This is a genomic window from Neobacillus sp. 19, assembly GCF_049463095.1.
Taxonomy (GTDB): domain Bacteria; phylum Bacillota; class Bacilli; order Bacillales; family Cytobacillaceae; genus Neobacillus.
In genome coordinates, this window is sequence record NZ_JBMPZU010000030.1 from 31,348 (window position 1) to 48,712 (window position 17,365).

A 17,365-nucleotide genomic window follows, 5' to 3' on the forward strand; every position below is an offset into this window, starting at 1 on the left:
AATAAAAAAATATTACGCTACATCTTTTGAACGTTTATGTTTCTTATTATACTGCTTTTCTTTATAAATTTGGAAAGACAAAATTGCGGTGGTAATCCAAAAGCCGCTGGCAAAATATCCTCCGATAATGTCGCTTGGATAATGGACACCTAGGTAAATTCGGCTGATCCCAATCGCTAAAATCATCACGATACTTCCGAAAATTAAAACACCTCTTCCCCATTTGCTGGTAATATGACGCCATAGAAGGAAAGAAAGAATGGAATAAACAGTAAAAGCATTCATCGCGTGACCACTCGGGAAACTGTAGCCGCCAATCTCAATTAAACGATGAAAATCGGGCCGCATTCTATGAAAGAAATGCTTCAAAATTCCGTTTAATACGGCAGAACCCAAAACAGCAGCAGTAAATAAGATTAATTCCGATCGATGGCGCAAGACCTTATAAAGAAAAAATAATATAAAAAGGCCGAGTATAACAGTAAACTGACCAGAACCAATAAAGGTAAAAAATTTCATAAACAGGGTGAGGTTAGTAGATTCCATTCCTTGAATATGGTCAATAACGGTCCGGTCAAAATGAACAATCTTTTGGTCAGTAATAAAAAGGGATACTAACCCAAAACCAATAATAGAGATAAAACTGATGAAGAAGGCAATAATTAAATGGAATTTTAAATTCATTTTGACATCCTTTCCCAGAAATAAAGAATAAGCATATCTTTAATATCTCATTTACCATCATTACTATGACATTTAAAAAATTTAACACTTTCTTACAGGATAAAGGAAAACTCGCCATTTGGCGAGTCCTCTAGGAAACATTTACTTTTTTCGTTGATTTATCTGTCTTATCTTTTGAGAAAAACCAGCCACCTGCCGCTATTCCAACAAGGACAAGGTAAAAACTAAACTTCCATTCGGTCGAATGAGCAAATTCCTCACTCAGAATTCCAAGAGCTGGGTGTGAAAGGGTATAAACAGCAAGCTTCACACCGACCCAGCCAACAATTGCAAAGGCAGCAATTTCTAGCCCAGGTCTTCTTTCCAGCAGTTTCACAAACTGATTTGCCGCAAATCGCATGATAATTAATCCAATAATACCACCGGCGAAGATTACTAAGAATTTACCGCCATCAAGACCACCAATATTCGGAAGCTTCGTGTCCGGAAGAACAACCGCCATTGCAACGGCAGCAAGGATTGAGTCCACGGCAAAGGCAATATCAGCTAGTTCCACTTTAAAAACCGTCGTCCAAAAGCCGCCAGCTTTACGTCCTTCTTTTTCGTCTTTTTCCTCTGCCTTCCCTTTTATAACCTTACGGAAAATATGATTACCCGCCATGAATAATAAATAAAGTGCACCAATTGCTTGAACCTGCCATACATCAACGAGAAACGAAATCGCGAACAATGAGGCAAAACGGAAGATAAAGGCACCGGCAAGACCATAAAACAACGCCTTTTTCCGTTCCTCTTCAGGTAAATGTTTCACCATAATCGCCAGCACCAAGGCGTTATCCGCTGCCAACAAACCTTCCAACGCTACTAAAATCAATAAAACCCATCCGTATTCCAGTAAAAGAGTAAAATCCATTAACCATTCCCCCAATTAAATGTCAGTTTTTTCAACAAATACTCCCTAATTCCATAAAAAAGGCCCTTACTGTTCACAGCAAAGGTCAAAAAATGCATACAAAAAGACCTTTACAGTAAAGTAAAGGTCTTGCTAACAACGTCCATGTTGCCAATAAAGCCGGAGAATACCATTCTCGAAATGACGACTTTATTGTAGCAGCTACTCCCCTTTAAAAAGGAAATATTTAATTACTAATACTATATTATACTTTTAATCAGATGTCAATGTTAGTTTGACAGATTTAATTCATATACCTCGGAATATTTCTTCTCAAGGTACTCGACCAGATAATCCGCGTTTAATTCTTCACCCGTTACCTTAACAATTAATTCGTTCGGTGTATAAAGCTTTCCATATTGATGGATCTTATCCTTTAACCATGTTTGAATCAGATTAAACTGACCATTTTCAATGTGATGATAGAAATCAGGCAGTTCCTGTTGAATGGTGCGAAGAATTTGGGCTGCATATAGATTTCCTAATGAATAAGACGGAAAATAACCGATGCCGCCAAAGGACCAGTGTACATCTTGAAGCACCCCTTCTGTATCTGTACTTGGTGTAACTCCAAGATAGTCCTGCATTTTCTGGTTCCAAATCGCCGGTAAATCTTTTGCCTCAATCTCACCGCCGATTAAGGCTTTTTCAATTTCATATCGAAGCATGATGTGCAGGTTGTAAGTTAATTCGTCTGCCTCAACACGAATAAACGATGGCTCTACTGTATTTACCGCGCGATAAAACTCCTCAACGGACATATGGGATAATTGTGCCGGGAAATATTCTTGAAGCTTAGGGAAAAAGAACTTCCAGAACTCCTTACTCCGGCCAACCATGTTTTCTAAAAACCGCGATTGGGATTCATGGATTCCAAATGAAGTACCGCTCTGAAGAACTGATTCTTCAAACACCGGATTCACTTGCTGCTCATAAATACCATGTCCCGCTTCATGAATGGTGCCAAATAGAGCCGAACGAACATTTTTTTCTAAATATCTGGTCGTTAAGCGAACATCTCCAATGTTCACTGTTTGGGCAAATGGATGAACGGTTTCATCCAGGCGACCTGCTTCTAGATCAAAGCCAATGATTGGCAGAATAAAGCGATTAAATTCCTTTTGTTTGTCAATGTCAAATGATTGTTCAAACACATTTGCCATTGTTGGCTTGCCGTGTTTCTTAATTCGTTCCAATAAATTTACACTGGATTCTCTTAGTTTAGCAAATAACGGATCTAGGATTTTCACTGTTAATCCCGGCTCAAATTCATCAAGCAATGCATCATATGGATGCTCTTCATAGCCATAAATTTCAGCAAATTTTCGTTTGAATTCAATAATTTTCTCTAAAGAAGGCAGGTAACGGGCAAAGTCATTGGTTTCCCTTGCCTCTTCCCAGGCATCATTCGCTTGCGCGGTAAGGATACTGTATTCCTGAAAAAGGTCTGCCGGAATACTTTTTGATTTCCGGTAATAATCATGGTACTCCCTTACCCTTGCCTTCGTCACTTCATCTAATTTTGCCCTAACCCCTTCAGAAGTAAGCGTTTCCAATAATTTACCCATTTCTGTAGATACTGACAGCTTGAATACTTCGGTGCGTAACGTCCCAGTTGCTTTAGCGAAAACACTTCTGCCTTTCTTCGGGGCCATAACCTTTTGATCCCAATCCGCTAACCCAATAATACTTGAAAAATGAGTAATTTTTTCATCTAACGCTTTAAAGTCCTCTAATGCTTTCTGAAATGTTGGATCAGCTACTTTCTGTTCCATATGTAGACCCCCTAATATTCTATTTTCTAAGGATGCAACCAATAACATCCCCATCCATTATAAATGAAAAATATAAATATGGGAAAAATTTATAATATTCTTATTTTACATATCAACACTTCTATCATAACTTCTGTATAAATTTTACATTCGAAAGGGAAAAATACTATTTGGTAAGTAAAACAACGTACTGAAATAAATGATACATACTGGGACTAAACAATAGTTAGGAGGATTTCGGATTATGCTAGACAACCTATGGAAATCAGTTGGAAAGCCGGAACAAAGACTGGATGCAGTCGAAAAAGCATCTGGGGCAATCAGATACATTGGAGATTTTTCTATTCCTGGCTTAGTTCATGCAAAATTGGTGACAAGCACACATGCCCACGCAAAAATTAACGGGATTAATGTGACTGAAGCATGGAAGGTGCCGGGGGTTCGCGCTATTGTTACCGGAGAAATGTTCCCGTTTCATATCGGTCCCATTCTTGCAGACCGTCCCCCATTGGCATTTGAAAAAGTACGTTATTACGGTGAGCCCATTGCCATTGTTGTCGCAGACCATGAACACCAGGCAAAAAAGGCTGTACAGCTGGTAAAGGTCGATTATGAACCCTTGCCTATTGTTCGTTCTGTTCAGGAAGCATTTAAAACCGGAGCGCCATTAGTCCACGAAAATTCCGGTCAGTATATGAAAATTATTAGCAATGTCTATCCTGTCCAGGGAACGAATATTGGCAGTCATATTAAAATTCGCAAAGGGGATTTCATTAAGACATGGGAACATTGTGATACCAAAATAAAAGCTTCCTATTCTTTTAATTTATCCGATCACGCAGCACTGGAGACCCGCAGTACCAGAGTTGAGATAAACCCTGCTGGCAAGGTGGTTGTTCATTCCAACACGCAGTCCCCCTTTACAATAAAAAAGGTGTTGAATCAATTTTTTAATATCGATGTGGGAAATATCATCGTTCATGTACCGTTAATTGGCGGTGCGTTTGGCGGGAAAGGAACGGTTCAGTTAGAACCGCTTGCCTATTTAGCATCAAAAGCAGTCGGTGGAAAAATGGTGAAATTGGAATATGATCGGGAAGAGGATTTGATCACAGCGCCTTGCCACATTGGACTTGATGCCACCATTTCTCTTGGCACAGATGCAAATGGGAGGCTTATAGCTGGTCAATATACTTTCCTGATTGATTCCGGGGCCTACACGGATCAAGCTGCCGGTATTACAAGGGCGATGGCCATTGATTGTACAGGTCCTTATGATATTCCAAATGTTTGGTGTGATTCTTATTGCATGTATACCAATCATCCTTTTGCTACCTCTTTCCGGGGATATGCGCACCCGGAACTCACCTTTGCGGTCGAGCGAACCATGGATCAACTAGCTCAAAAATTAAACATGGATCCAATTGAACTGCGAAAAATAAATGCGATTAAACCGGGAAACACCTCACCGACGCAGACAGTCTTAAACACAAATAACATCGGTGATGTGGAGAAATGCATCGAACGCGCCAAAGAGCTAATCCAGTGGGACGAAGGACAGCGGATTGAAGTCTCGAGAAATAAAATTAAAGCCAAGGGAATAAGTACGTTTTGGAAAACATCAACCACATCTACTAATGCACAATCTGGCGCCGTTCTTAAATTTGAGGCAGATGGCAGTATAAATTTGAACTGTGCGGCAATTGAGTTAGGTCAAGGAACGAAAACCATTTTAGCCCAACTAGTTGCAGAAAGGTTAAAAATGGATATTAAAAAAATCCATGTCACAATGGAGATAAATACCCAATACGACCCACACCAATGGCGGACGGTTGCCAGCAGTACCACGTACTTGGCAGGGAGAGCGGTGATGGCTGCAGCCGATGATGCTATTTCGCAACTAAAGCGAACGGCTTCCATCGCACTGCAGTGTTCGATGGAGGATTTAGAGGTTGGCGGCGGCCGTGTTTACCTTAAACCAAGTCCTGAATATGGCATAAAAATTGAAGACATTGCCTTAGGCTATAAATACCCAAATGGCCATGCTGTAGAAGGACAAGTTGTCGGACACGGAAAATATATTCAGCGCCATTTAACCCCGATGGACAAAGAAACAGGATTTGGAAAGCCCGGGCCATGGTGGTCTGTCGGAACCCAAGCAGTCGAAATAGAATATGACACTCATGATTTTACGTACAAAATTTTAAAAGCCATAACAGTTCTTGACGGCGGTACCATCATTAACCCGGCAACCGCCACCCAGCAAATGCGGGGCGGCATGTATCTTGGACTGAGCTTTGCAAGCAGGGAATCGTTTATTTTTGATAAGGAGGCTAGAGTCCTCAATCCCCAATTAAGAACCTATCAGATGATGAGGTTTGGAGAACAGCCAATAGAATATTTGGTAGACTTTATAGAATCACCTGCAGCTGACGGACCATACGGTGCAAGGGGCATTGGTGAATATGGTGTGATTGGCATGGCAGGGGCACTGGCAAATAGTCTCTCTACTGCTGCACAGGTAGATTTAAACCGTTTGCCGCTGTTACCGGAATTAATATGGAGGACACGGAAGGAGCTTGGAAATGATCCCGTTTGACTTTGAATACTATAAACCAGACACAATTTCAGAAGCGGTTAACACATTCCATGACCTTCAAAATCAAGGAAAACTAGTTATTTATTATAGCGGCGGTACTGAATTTATTACTTTTTCTCGCATCAATCAATTGAAAGCAGATGCTGTGATTGATCTAAAAGGAATTGCCGATTGTCATGTATTGGAATTTCAAGGGGATCAACTGGTTATCGGCTCTGCTGTTTCTCTAAACCAAATTTCTGAGTCTAATTTATTTCCTTTGCTTGGGAAAACCGTTAAAAAAGTTGCTGACCATACATCGAGGAACAAGATCACACTTGGGGGAAATTTGAATAGCCAGTTAATCTATCGTGAAGGCATTTTACCACTTCTATTATCAGATGCCAAAGTAAAAATAGCGGGAATTGAAGGAGAATTGGTTCTCCCATTGGAAAATGTGTTTACTGAAGAATTAAAACTTGATGCCGGACAATTCCTAGTGCAAATAATAATTGATAAGAATTACACAGCACTTCCGTTTGTCAGCATCAAAAAAACCAAAATCTCTAAAGTTAGTTATCCCGTTGTTTCAATCGGAGCATTAGTGAAAGATCAACAAATTCGAGCCGCTTTCAGCGGTGTGTGTCAGTATCCATTTAGGTCAAAGCAAATGGAGGCAGCCTTAAATGAATCATCCCTCTCCAAAACCGAACGAATCGATAAGGCTGTTACACTAATTCCCTCTGAAATTATCGATGATATCCAGGCATCCAGGGAATATCGGGAATTTGTTTTAAAAAATGCCTTACTTGAAATATATGATAGTTTGGAGGCGGCACTCGCATGATATCAAATGGTACATCGAAAACAGTCGTTACACTGCATGTAAATGGAGAATCCAAAGAGATAATGATCCGGTCAGCTGACACTCTTTTACAAACACTGCGGGACCAGTTAGGTTTAACAGGCGCAAAGCGGGCATGTGAAAATGGGGACTGCGGGGCTTGTACCGTCTTAGTAAACGGAGAGCCGATGCATGCCTGTCTTTCTCTTGCGATTGAAACAATCGACCAGCCGGTTACAACGATTGAAAGCCTTATGGGTGCGGAAATCCAAAAAATATTTGTTGATAAATGGGCGATCCAGTGCGGCTTTTGTACCCCGGGTTTTATCTTAAATTGTCATGCCCTAGCAAATAAACACCCAAATGCTGATGATGAAGTCATTGAAGAATGGATGCAATCCAACCTATGCCGCTGTACCGGTTATCAAGAAATAAAAGATGCCGTGAAGGCGGTTCTCCAAGCGAAGGCTCAAGCCTAGGTTCCACGGAAAAACCCAGCTTCCGTTCGAAAGCTGGGTTGTCATCCTTTTACCCTTTTTTAAAGCTGTTATTCTCTTCGCTAAGTGATTCAATTAAACTTAGCGTTTGAGCAGCCTGCTCAATTTGCTGCTGAACTTGTTCCAATTGCTGCTGAGTAGCCGTTGTTGCTTGTGTCACAGCGATCCCTTGCAACTGGTTCAGCTGCTGAACAGCTTGTTGCAGCTGCTGTCCTGCTTGCTGCACCGCCTGAGGATTAGTCATCGAAGCATTTTGCTGAATTGTTTGCTCAGCCTGCTGCATCGTTTGTAAGGCTTGCTGCTTTTGGGTTTGAAATTGCTGTTCCATCATGGACTGATTTTCTTGAAGCTGCTGCTGTTTTTGTTGCATTTGCTGTTGTTGAAAGGTTTGTGACTGAGTTTGCTGCTTATTTTGCTTACTCATGGTATTCCCCCTTTTTGGGTTAGTTTTTATTCATTCAATCTTTTTTATCCAATAAATCATTATGAATGGAATAAAAGGAAGTGTAACCATTTGGAGCAACAGAAAAAGAAAAAATCCCATTTTCCTATTCGCTTAAATTTACTTTTTTTTAGCGTCTTTTTATTATTTTCTGTCCTGATCCTTCGTCTTGGGTTTGTTCAAATTGTATATGGGGAAAATTTCAAACGGGATTTAGATAGAAAAGAAGATATTACTGTTAGTAATCCAGTGCCTCGCGGAAAACTGTTCGACCGTCATTACCGAGTGATTGTCGATAATGTTCCGAAAAGTGCCATTACTTTCACCAACGAAGGATTTAGTCAAAAGGAAATGCTAGAAACAGCAGGAAAATTAGCCAATTTGATACATAAAAATACAGATAAGGTCACTGAACGATACAAGCAGGATTTCTGGTTAATAAAGAATCCGAGGCGGGCAGATGCCAAAATCACGATGAAAGAAAAAGACTTATATCATGCAAAGAAATTAACAGATAGAGAAATGTATAAATTGAAATTAGATCGCATCACAGGGGATGAGCTGAAAGAAATAACAGCCGATGAGCTTGAAATGTTGGCAATCTATCGGGAGTTTACGAGCGGGTATAAATTTACCTCGCAAATGGTAAAAAACGATGCCGTTTCCGAAAAAGAATTTGCTGTTGTTAGCGAAAATCTACAATCCCTTCCCGGGGTCGAAACGACTACCGATTGGGATCGTGCGTATCCTTTCGAAAATACCTTACGATCTGTGTTGGGAAACGTAACAAAATCCGGTGAAGGGCTACCTGCTGATCAATTAGATTATTTTTTAGCAAGGGGCTACAGCCGTAATGACCGTGTCGGTAAAAGTCAGTTAGAAATGCAATATGAGGATGTTTTGCACGGCACCAAATCAAAAGTGAAAAACATTACCGATAAAACGGGCAATGTAATCGAGACCCAATCTGTTTTAGCCGGAAAAAAAGGAAAAGATCTTGTCCTAACAATCAATATGGATTTACAAATGGCCGTTGATAAGATTCTTGAGGAGGAACTTTGGGCTGCGAAGAAATTGCCTGGGACAACGTTAACCGACCGTGCATATGTTGTCTTAATGGATCCTAGAACGGGAGAGGTACTGACAATGTCAGGGAAAAAGATCATCAAAGACAACGAAAGCGGAATGGTCCACATGATTGATGATGCCCTAGGAACGTTTACCACAACTTATAACGTTGGCTCTACGGTAAAAGGGGCGACGATTTTAACCGGTTATAAAACAGGAGCGATTACTGCGGGTACATTCTTCGATGATACCGGAATCAAGATTAAAGATACTCCGATAAAAAAATCTTACGCCTATTTGGGCAGGTTAAATGAAGTTGAAGCGATAAAGAAATCTTCCAATGTCTACATGTTCCATACAGCGATAAGAATCGGAAAAGGACATTATGAATATGACCAGCCATTAAATTTTACAAATAAGATGGCTTTTGAAACGATTCGGAATTCTTTCGCCTCATTCGGTCTAGGAACAAGAACCGGTATTGATTTACCAAATGAACAATCTGGATTTAAAGGGCCAAGCAAGCTCCCTGGGTATTTACTTGACCTTGTAATTGGCCAATATGATACCTATTCTGCCATGCAGCTGGCCCAATACGTTTCCACGATTGCTAATGGCGGCAACCGGATGCAGCCGCATGTGGTGAAAGAAATTCGTGAACCTGCCGAAGCGTCAAATGAACTTGGACCCGTACTACAAGAAATCAATCCAACTGTTCTAAATACAATAGATGTGAAAAAGGAATGGATGAATCGTGTCCAGACTGGCTTTACAAAGGTCATGCAAGAGCCCGGCGGTACGGCCTATAATTTCTTTCAAGGTGTTTCCTATTCACCTGCCGGTAAAACAGGAACTGCCGAAGCCTTTTATGATGGTCCCTTACGCAGTAATTATGGAAAGGTACCTCCTCCGGTTATGAACTTAAGCCTCGTTAGCTATGCGCCAAGCTCAAATCCGGAAGTGGCGATGGCCGTCTTAGTGCCTTGGGCTTACGAGGGAAAAGTTGACAACCGTGCTAGCCTTAAGATAGGGCGAAGGGTGCTGGACACATATTTCCAGAGCAAGAATAAATAAGAGAAGAATACGGTTTTTTAGTCGCAAAAAGAGAAAAACGCCAACTGGCGTTTTTCATTTCTTTTTTAACACGGATTTCACGGCCTGCTCGATTTCGATATAGCTTGTGCAGCGGCAAATATTGGATTCCAGCCACTCCTTAATGGTGCGGTCATCAGCATCCGGATGCTGCCCAATCAACGAGTGACAATTCATAATAAACCCTGGAGTGCAATAGCCGCATTGAAAAGCGAAATTCTCGACAAAGGCCTGCTGAATCGGTGTTTCATTCAGCCCCTCGATAGTAGTGACATTCTTCCCAACTGCCTCAACAGCAAGCATCAAACAAGATTTCATAGGCCTGCCATTGACGTTCACGGTGCAGGCTCCGCAGTCACCGTTTAAACAACCCGGTTTTGCTCCTGTCAGGCCAAGCTTCCCCCTTATTAGATATAAAAGGGTATCTGCAGACCTGACTGTTACCATCCTGCTTTCCCCATTTATCATTAATGTAATGGCATGTGTTTTCAACCCCCCGTTCCCCTCCTTTTTATACCCTGTCTAGAGCAGCCAATAGATCGGAAAACAAATTTCGTAATACAAAGAGACGGTATTCACTAGAACCCTCGACATCATCCAAAATCGGCTGCGGTAAAACGGAAATCGCCGCATCCACCCGTGCTTCCCACGATTGTCCTCTATTATTTAAGGCTTCCTCTACCCCTATCGAGCGGAATGGAAATGGACATAACCCGCTAATGGCAACACGAATCCTCCCTTCTATATTTACCGCCGCTATCGTAATCAATGGATAGCCGGTCTCCCATTGCTGGCGGCGTTTGACAGTGTAAAACGGGGCTCTAATAAACCGGTTCTCAGTCGCAATTTGAACCAGAAACTCGCCTTTTTCTAACCTCAATTCTTCTTGAAAAATATCATTAATGGGGACGATTTTTTTTCCATTAGGTCCGATGATTAAAACTTGGCTATCCGCCAATAAAAACGGAAGAACCGTTTCCCGGTAAAATATTCGCGCACAAATATTCCCGCCCAGCGTTATTTTTTCTCGTGCCGTATGATCGGCAACCTCACTCGCTGTTTTTGTTAATAATGGAAAAGGATTCGCCTCTTCAACCTTGGAGAGCGAAAGCGTACTGCCAAGAACTAGATGCTCCCCGCCCACCTGTATGACATTGAATTCGGCAATGTCTTTAATATCAATTACTGCTTCAGTAATGGCCAAATCAATCCTGCCAAGTGTGATTAATTCCGTTCCGCCTGAAAAAATAAACGGCTGTTTCCCCTGCTGGTCCAAATACTGAAATAATTCTACAGCCTCTTGAAGTGTTTCCGGCCGATAATAATCAAAATCAAAGGGAAGCATTACCTGCCCGCCTCCTTTGTTTTCCAAATTAACTCCGGAATCAACGGCAATTTATGCAGTGAAACACCTGCCGCTACAGATAAAGCATTACCAAGAGCACCAGGCATCCCCATCAGGCCATGCTCACCAACCCCGCGTGCCCCATAGGGTCCATCAATCTGTGGTGTTTCCACAAATCCAACCAAGTATTCGGGATTTTCCCCGTACCTTAGGGGTCGATAGGTCCGAAGCTGCGGATTCATTACCCGGCCAAGCTGATCAAAGTAAAAAGTTTCCCGGCCTGCGAAGGCAAGCCCCATGCCCATCGCACCCATGACCTGTCCGCGGGCTGCTTTTTCATTCATGACCCTTCCAATATCAACCACCGTACATGCTTTTATGAGCCGATAGGTGTAATCCCTTCGATCAAACTCAATCTCAACTCCATAGGCGGCGACCGTCCATTCCGGCCCAGGCTTACCTGCACCTGTTTCAGGGTCCAAATGGGTAAGCTGCCGTAAAATATAACTGCCCCTGCCAATAATTTGCTGACCAATCGTTTGCCCATTTGGATACTTGTATCCACTGGCAATTTCTTTAAAATGAAGTCCAATAGTTGGATCATCCCTTAAAAAAACACGGCTGCCGGCTACTTCCAAATCCTCTATAGGAGCCCTTAAGACACATGCCGCAATTTCTGTTAATTGCTGGATCACATCCTCTGCCGCTCTTAACACAGCCCTTCCACCCATAAACGTTCCTCTGCTGGCAACTGTCTTCCAATGCTCGGGTGTGGTTTGCGTATCGACTTCCATCCTCACATGGATGTTATCCACATCCATTTTTAATCGTTCCGCGAGAATCTGAGCAAGCACGGTTTTGGTTCCTGTGCCAATTTCAATGACACCGGACATTAAATTAATCGTTCCGTCCCGATTAAATGTCAGGATGACGCCGGAAGGGGCATCTGTGTCAATCGTTGACGTCTTCCAGCTGCAGCTGACTCCTTTTACCCGAACAAATCGCTTGTTCACTTCCTTAACTGGTCCCTCATTCCAATGAATGAGTTCCCTGACCTTTTCAATGCATTTCCTAAGATTTCCGACATTACTTTTATTTAAAGGAACTCTTGTCGGGGTCGTGTTTCCCGGCATAATGGCATTAATGTATCTGAGCTCAAGCGGATCGATATTTAATTTTTGTGCAAGAAGATCCATTGTCCGTTCGATTGCAAAGGAGAGCTCTGAATGACTAAAGCCCCTGAAAGGCGAAGCATACGGATGATTCGTATACATGCAATACGAATCACACCAGACATTATCTATATGATATGGTCCTGTACAATCAACCGCACCGGACCTGGTGACATCAATGGCTTTATCGGAATAGGCCCCGCCATCCCACAAGTAGCGGATTTCCGCTGCTTGAATTTTCCCATTTCGGGCGGCTCCAAATTTAACGACCGCATCTAAGCCAATATGACAAGGAGAAGTAATTATATCTTCTTCCCTGGTATTTAAAATCTTCACGGGTTTTCCGCCTACAGCCTTGGATGCCAAATAGGCAAGTACCTCGAGTTGAACTGCTGCCTTCCCGCCAAAAGCTCCGCCAACAAGCGGGGTATGGACAATGACTTTACCGAGATCCACATCAAAATAATCAGAGATTAACCTCTTGACCATAAACGGCGCTTGCGAAGAAGTCATAATGATAATATTTCCATCCGGCAAAATCTCAGCCGTCGCACACCGTGTTTCCATTGCGACATGATCAGAAGGCGCAAAAGAGAAACTGGCCTCAACGACTGTCTCACTGTTCGCCCAGCCTTTCTCCATATTGCCTTTGCGAATCTTAATATGTGTCGCAATATTGGTGCCAGGCACAGGATGTGAATCTTCCCTCTTTTTTATATTCACCCAAGTGCTCATGTACTAAGGGGGCTCCTTTTTGGAACGCCTCAGTGGGCGAATTTACGACTGGCAGCAACTCATATTGGACATGAATGAGGTCGGCAGCTTTTTTTGCCTGCACGGGTGTATCGGCAACCACAAGGGCCACGGGTTCACCGTGATAGCGGACTTTATCAACAGCAAGCGGCGGGCGGTCGCGAATTGCCTCACCCGTGAGTGGAAACCGTTCTCCGGCAAGAATTGCCCTGACGCCAGGAACCTGCCATGCCTCCCCAAGGTCCATGCTGACAATTTTCGCATGTCCATAGGGACTGATCACCATTTGCCCTGACAGCATTGGAACCGTATGAAAATCATTTGTATATTTCGCCCGTCCCGTCACTTTATCAAGCGCTTCCTTACGAATGACACTTTTCCCTATAACCTCCACGATCTTCCCTCCTCACCTACCGAAATGGCAAGAAAACGGTATTCATTTAAACGATTAATCCGGTATGGTCCATAAGAGCTCCACTCTTTCATGCACAGGTTTTCTCCATACTTTAATCATTTCCGCCATAATACTTACGGCAATTTCAACAGGTCCTTTTGCACCAATCGCCGTACCCAATGGTGAGGAAATCCATTCCGGGATCTCTTCACTTCTAAACAATCTTTTCGTCCTCTCCCTTGGCCCAAGCACACCCAAGTATTTTATATTCTTATTTCGTACCCTTATGACAATCTCTTGGTCTCTCTGAAAATGATGTGTCATCACAACAACAAAATCGTAGGGCGAAAAAGTAATTTGTTTAACCAGTTTTGCAGGGAAGCCCAGCAATAACTCATCTGCAGCCGGAAAGTATTTTTTCTGGCAAAATGCTTCCCGCCAATCACAGACCGTAACTGAAAAGCCTGTTTCGGCTGCTAAAGAAACAAGCGGGATCGCATCCGGTCCAGCTCCAAACACAATCAGCCTGGGTCTTGGCTGAAACGTATGTTGAAAAACAGCCGGATTCCCCGGCATGACACCGCTTTTCGATGTAAACGCAATGACTGGAATTGGCCCGGACCAGTTCCCAAACGGTTCGCCGTCTTCCTCAATAAAAACATACTCTCCCAATTCATCTAGTTTTTTTAAGCAGATGACAGGCTTATGTCGATTGAGCATTGTTTTAACCAATTGAAAATCCTCTTTGACCTTTTCCGTCACTGGCTCAATTAAGATATCAATCGTCCCATTACAGCCCGCACCTTGCCCCCATCCTAAATCATCCTCTTGAGACAAGTCATATTGCACGATAATAGCCTCTTGTTTCTCAAAAACTTCTTCTACTTTCTTCGCCAAATCTGTTTCCAGGCATCCTGCCGTTAACATGCCAAGCTGCGTGCCTTCTGCAAAAAACAGCATTGAAGATCCTTCTCTTTTATAAGCTGATCCCTTTACATGAACGATTGTCGCTACTACCTTTTCCCCCGGGTAATCAAGCCCGGATATAATTTGGTAAAAATCCTCCACGCTTCTCCCCCACTTCAAACACATGAATTCCTATCTTATTTATATTAAGCCGGATGCTATTCCTAGAATGATTAATTTTTCAATTGCTATTTTCATATGAATTAATAAAAATACTTAAAGGGGCGCTAACCATGAAGCTTGAAAGATTTAAGGATCCGCTGCCGATTCCACCCGTTATAAAACCAAAATGGAAAACAAGTGACTATACGTATTATGAGGTAAGCATGAAGGAAACGAAGCAATCGCTCCATCGACATTTGCCCCAAACCACCATTTGGGGTTATGAAGGAATGTATCCCGGGCCAACGTTCAATGTGGAAACAGGTGAAAGAGTATTGGTAAAGTGGATGAATGCATTGCCTGATAAGCATCTGCTGCCGATTGATCATACTGTCCATGGCGCGGAGAAAGAGAAACCTGATGTCCGGACTGTTGTTCATCTACATGGCGGCAGAACGGAACCCGCAAGTGACGGGTACCCTGATGCATGGTTTACAAATGGGTTTGCAGCACGAGGTCCTTTTTTTCAAAAAGAAATTTTTGAATATGGGAATCAGCAAAGCTCACGCGCACTCTGGTACCATGACCATGCGATCGGCCTGACACGATTAAATATTTATGCCGGACTAGCCGGATTTTATTTTATAAGGGACGGCCACGAGCGTCTTTTAAATCTTCCAAGTGGTCCCTTTGAAATTCCGTTACTGCTTCAGGATCGGTCTTTTCATGAGGATGGCTCATTAGCCTATCCAAATCAGCCGGAAAATAATGCTTCCGGCATCACGCCATCGATTATTACCTCTTTTTTTGGGGATACCATCCTCGTCAACGGCAAGGTATGGCCCTATTTAGAGGTTGAGCCGCGGAAATATCGGTTTCGAATACTAAATGCTGCAAATGCCCGTTTTTTCCGGATAACCTTGGATTCGGGACAATTATTCTATCAAATCGGAACCGATAGCGGATTCCTTGAACGACCGGTTGGGGTGAACACTATATTGATTGCACCTGCTGAGCGCGTGGATGTTATCATTGATTTCTCGAATATGGGCGGCGCCTCTATTATTTTGAAAAATGATGCCCCAACTCATTTTCCAATTGGTGAGCGTGTTTCTCCTGAAACCACGGGAATCATTATGGAATTTCGAGTAACAAAGCCGCTATCGTCGATTGATACGAGCACAATCCCGGCCAATTCAGGGCCCATCAAGTGGCTGCCGGCAAATTCTTCCCGCAAGCATCGTTTTCTCGAATTAAGTGAAGAAAAGGACCAATATGGAAGATCCATATTTTTACTGGATAAGAAAATGTGGGATGATCCTATTTCTGAGAATCCGCATCTTGGCTCAGTAGAAATTTGGAGTTTTGTTAATACGAATGGGGACGATCACCCCATTCACGTTCATCTAGTCCAATTTCAAATTCTTGAAAGACGCCCGTTCGATGTGGGCTATTATAAAAAAACGAAGCAAGTGAGATACACAGGTGCTGGGATTCGGCCGGAGGCGGGTGAGCGAAGCTGGAAGGATACCGTCCGATGCCCGCCCGGACATATTACCAGCATCATTATCCCGTTTTTCCCTTTCACCGGCCAATACGTTTGGCATTGCCATATGCTGGAGCATGAGGATTATGAAATGATGCGTCCGTATCAAATACTTCCTCCCCGCTAACCATTACTAAAATTTTTCATGTTTGGGAATGATATATTTAACATGATTTTGGATGAGGATGAAGCCGATGGGACTTGTTATTTTTTTTGTCATTGCTTGGATGATTTTAGCCGTGTTTTTTTCGTTAAAACAAAGGCTTTCAAGTAAGCTAAACATTATTCTATTTCTCATGATCCAGCTCGTGCATATTAATTTTTATACTATTTTCTCGTTTAAATTAGAGTGGTTTATAGTGGATAAAAGCCCTGTGGCATTTATTACCTCGGTCGTTTATCGTGACATTATCCTGCCCTCGTTGCTGCTTTTATTTATAAATTTAGTTTATAGCGAAAAACGGGCAGGTAATAGATTCGTTATCACTTTAAGCATCTGGATTATTCTAGTGGCAACCGCCCATTTATTGTCGGTTTTTGGCATTGAAAGACTACAACACTGGTCAATCTGGTATATGGGTCTTTTTTGTGCAGGTATGATGGTTTTTTCGTTTCTTTTCAAGGTTTTATTAATGAAACTATACCTGAAGGAGAACCAAAGCAATGATGGTCCATCAATTTGACCTAAACGAATGGTTTGTTATCGGTATGATTGTGGTGGGATTATGTCTAATCTATTTTTTGCCCCAAAAATTACCGCTGTTAACCACGATATTCTGCCTGCTCATAGGCCCCTATTTAGGTTTGATTTTTGATCATACTATTGCTGTACCGCCCCTTGACCTATATGATGTCGGTGACGATCATGGGTACTCATTGTTCGATTTACTATCCTATAGTATGTATGCACCGTTTGGATACATTTTTATATATTTTTATGAACGGCTTCATATTAAGGGACAGTTAAGAGGAGTTTATATCCTTTTTTGGGCTGTAATGGCCATTCTTCTAGAATGGATTTGTGTAAAAGTTGGCATTTTCCATTACAAGAACGGGTATAAACTTCTCTATTCCATTCCTGTCTACTTTTTTGTAGAAAGCCTTCTTCTTCTGTTATATCTACATTTTTATCAAAAAAAAAATAGTTAGACATTT

The 17,365-nt window shown here is 42.3% G+C and carries 14 protein-coding genes and 1 pseudogene; 7 read left to right on the top strand and 8 right to left on the bottom strand.

Annotated elements, in window-relative coordinates; genetic code table 11:
- Nucleotides 1-12: 12 nt before the first annotated feature.
- From ACO1D1_RS07615 to ACO1D1_RS07625, 3 genes are all read right to left on the bottom strand, one after another.
- Nucleotides 13-684 carry a phosphatase PAP2 family protein gene (locus tag ACO1D1_RS07615; protein WP_423335463.1) on the bottom strand — a complete coding sequence of 224 codons (672 nt, stop codon included), beginning with the start codon at nt 682-684 and terminating at the stop codon, nt 13-15.
- Between the two features lie 130 nt (nt 685-814).
- Nucleotides 815-1,597, bottom strand: a complete 783-nt coding sequence (locus ACO1D1_RS07620) for a TerC family protein (RefSeq protein ID WP_149869842.1) — start codon at nt 1,595-1,597, stop codon at nt 815-817.
- Between the two features lie 269 nt (nt 1,598-1,866).
- Entirely contained in the window at nt 1,867-3,411 is a 1,545-nt protein-coding gene (locus ACO1D1_RS07625; protein WP_423335464.1) for a carboxypeptidase M32, read from the bottom strand.
- A 244-nt stretch (nt 3,412-3,655) separates the two neighbouring features.
- Here ACO1D1_RS07625 and ACO1D1_RS07630 point away from each other — a divergent pair, with 244 nt between their 5' ends.
- From ACO1D1_RS07630 to ACO1D1_RS07640, 3 genes are read left to right on the top strand one after another with little or no spacing between them, the layout of a single operon-like run.
- Complete coding sequence (locus tag ACO1D1_RS07630) at nt 3,656-6,010, top strand: xanthine dehydrogenase family protein molybdopterin-binding subunit (protein WP_423335465.1); 2,355 nt, start codon at nt 3,656-3,658, stop codon at nt 6,008-6,010.
- Nucleotides 5,997-6,836, top strand: coding sequence for an FAD binding domain-containing protein (locus ACO1D1_RS07635; protein WP_423335466.1), 840 nt, complete (start codon nt 5,997-5,999; stop codon nt 6,834-6,836). The genes ACO1D1_RS07630 and ACO1D1_RS07635 overlap by 14 nt, the downstream gene beginning before the upstream one ends.
- The gene (locus ACO1D1_RS07640) at nt 6,833-7,312 is read left to right on the top strand and encodes a (2Fe-2S)-binding protein (RefSeq protein ID WP_423335467.1); all 480 of its coding nucleotides are present in this window, start codon (nt 6,833-6,835) and stop codon (nt 7,310-7,312) included. Before ACO1D1_RS07635 ends, ACO1D1_RS07640 begins: the two co-directional genes overlap by 4 nt.
- Before the next feature lie 49 nt (nt 7,313-7,361).
- Here ACO1D1_RS07640 and ACO1D1_RS07645 read toward each other — a convergent pair whose 3' ends face one another.
- Nucleotides 7,362-7,754: a hypothetical protein gene (locus tag ACO1D1_RS07645; protein ID WP_149869837.1), complete on the bottom strand. Its 393-nt coding sequence runs from the start codon at nt 7,752-7,754 to the stop codon at nt 7,362-7,364.
- A 90-nt stretch (nt 7,755-7,844) separates the two neighbouring features.
- Between ACO1D1_RS07645 and ACO1D1_RS07650 the strand changes: the two genes are divergently transcribed.
- Nucleotides 7,845-9,914, top strand: coding sequence for a peptidoglycan D,D-transpeptidase FtsI family protein (locus ACO1D1_RS07650; protein ID WP_423335468.1), 2,070 nt, complete (start codon nt 7,845-7,847; stop codon nt 9,912-9,914).
- A gap of 54 nt (nt 9,915-9,968) precedes the next feature.
- On the opposite strand, the gene ACO1D1_RS07655 is transcribed toward ACO1D1_RS07650, so the two are convergent.
- From ACO1D1_RS07655 to ACO1D1_RS07670, 4 genes and pseudogenes are all read right to left on the bottom strand, one after another.
- Nucleotides 9,969-10,400 carry a (2Fe-2S)-binding protein gene (locus tag ACO1D1_RS07655; RefSeq protein ID WP_149872661.1) on the bottom strand — a complete coding sequence of 144 codons (432 nt, stop codon included), beginning with the start codon at nt 10,398-10,400 and terminating at the stop codon, nt 9,969-9,971.
- 43 nt (nt 10,401-10,443) lie between these two features.
- Entirely contained in the window at nt 10,444-11,277 is an 834-nt protein-coding gene (locus ACO1D1_RS07660; protein ID WP_423335469.1) for an FAD binding domain-containing protein, read from the bottom strand.
- A pseudogene (locus tag ACO1D1_RS07665) lies at nt 11,277-13,596 on the bottom strand (xanthine dehydrogenase family protein molybdopterin-binding subunit). Before ACO1D1_RS07665 ends, ACO1D1_RS07660 begins: the two are co-directional and overlap by 1 nt.
- A 54-nt stretch (nt 13,597-13,650) precedes the next feature.
- Complete coding sequence (locus tag ACO1D1_RS07670; RefSeq protein ID WP_423335470.1) at nt 13,651-14,664, bottom strand: XdhC family protein; 1,014 nt, start codon at nt 14,662-14,664, stop codon at nt 13,651-13,653.
- Between the two features lie 131 nt (nt 14,665-14,795).
- On the opposite strand from ACO1D1_RS07670, the gene ACO1D1_RS07675 reads away from it, so the two are divergent.
- From ACO1D1_RS07675 to ACO1D1_RS07685, 3 genes are all read left to right on the top strand, one after another.
- Entirely contained in the window at nt 14,796-16,337 is a 1,542-nt protein-coding gene (locus ACO1D1_RS07675; protein WP_423335471.1) for a multicopper oxidase family protein, read from the top strand.
- A gap of 67 nt (nt 16,338-16,404) precedes the next feature.
- Nucleotides 16,405-16,893 carry a hypothetical protein gene (locus tag ACO1D1_RS07680; protein ID WP_423335472.1) on the top strand — a complete coding sequence of 163 codons (489 nt, stop codon included), beginning with the start codon at nt 16,405-16,407 and terminating at the stop codon, nt 16,891-16,893.
- Nucleotides 16,874-17,359, top strand: coding sequence for a hypothetical protein (locus ACO1D1_RS07685; RefSeq protein ID WP_423335473.1), 486 nt, complete (start codon nt 16,874-16,876; stop codon nt 17,357-17,359). Before ACO1D1_RS07680 ends, ACO1D1_RS07685 begins: the two co-directional genes overlap by 20 nt.
- Nucleotides 17,360-17,365: the final 6 nt, after the last annotated feature.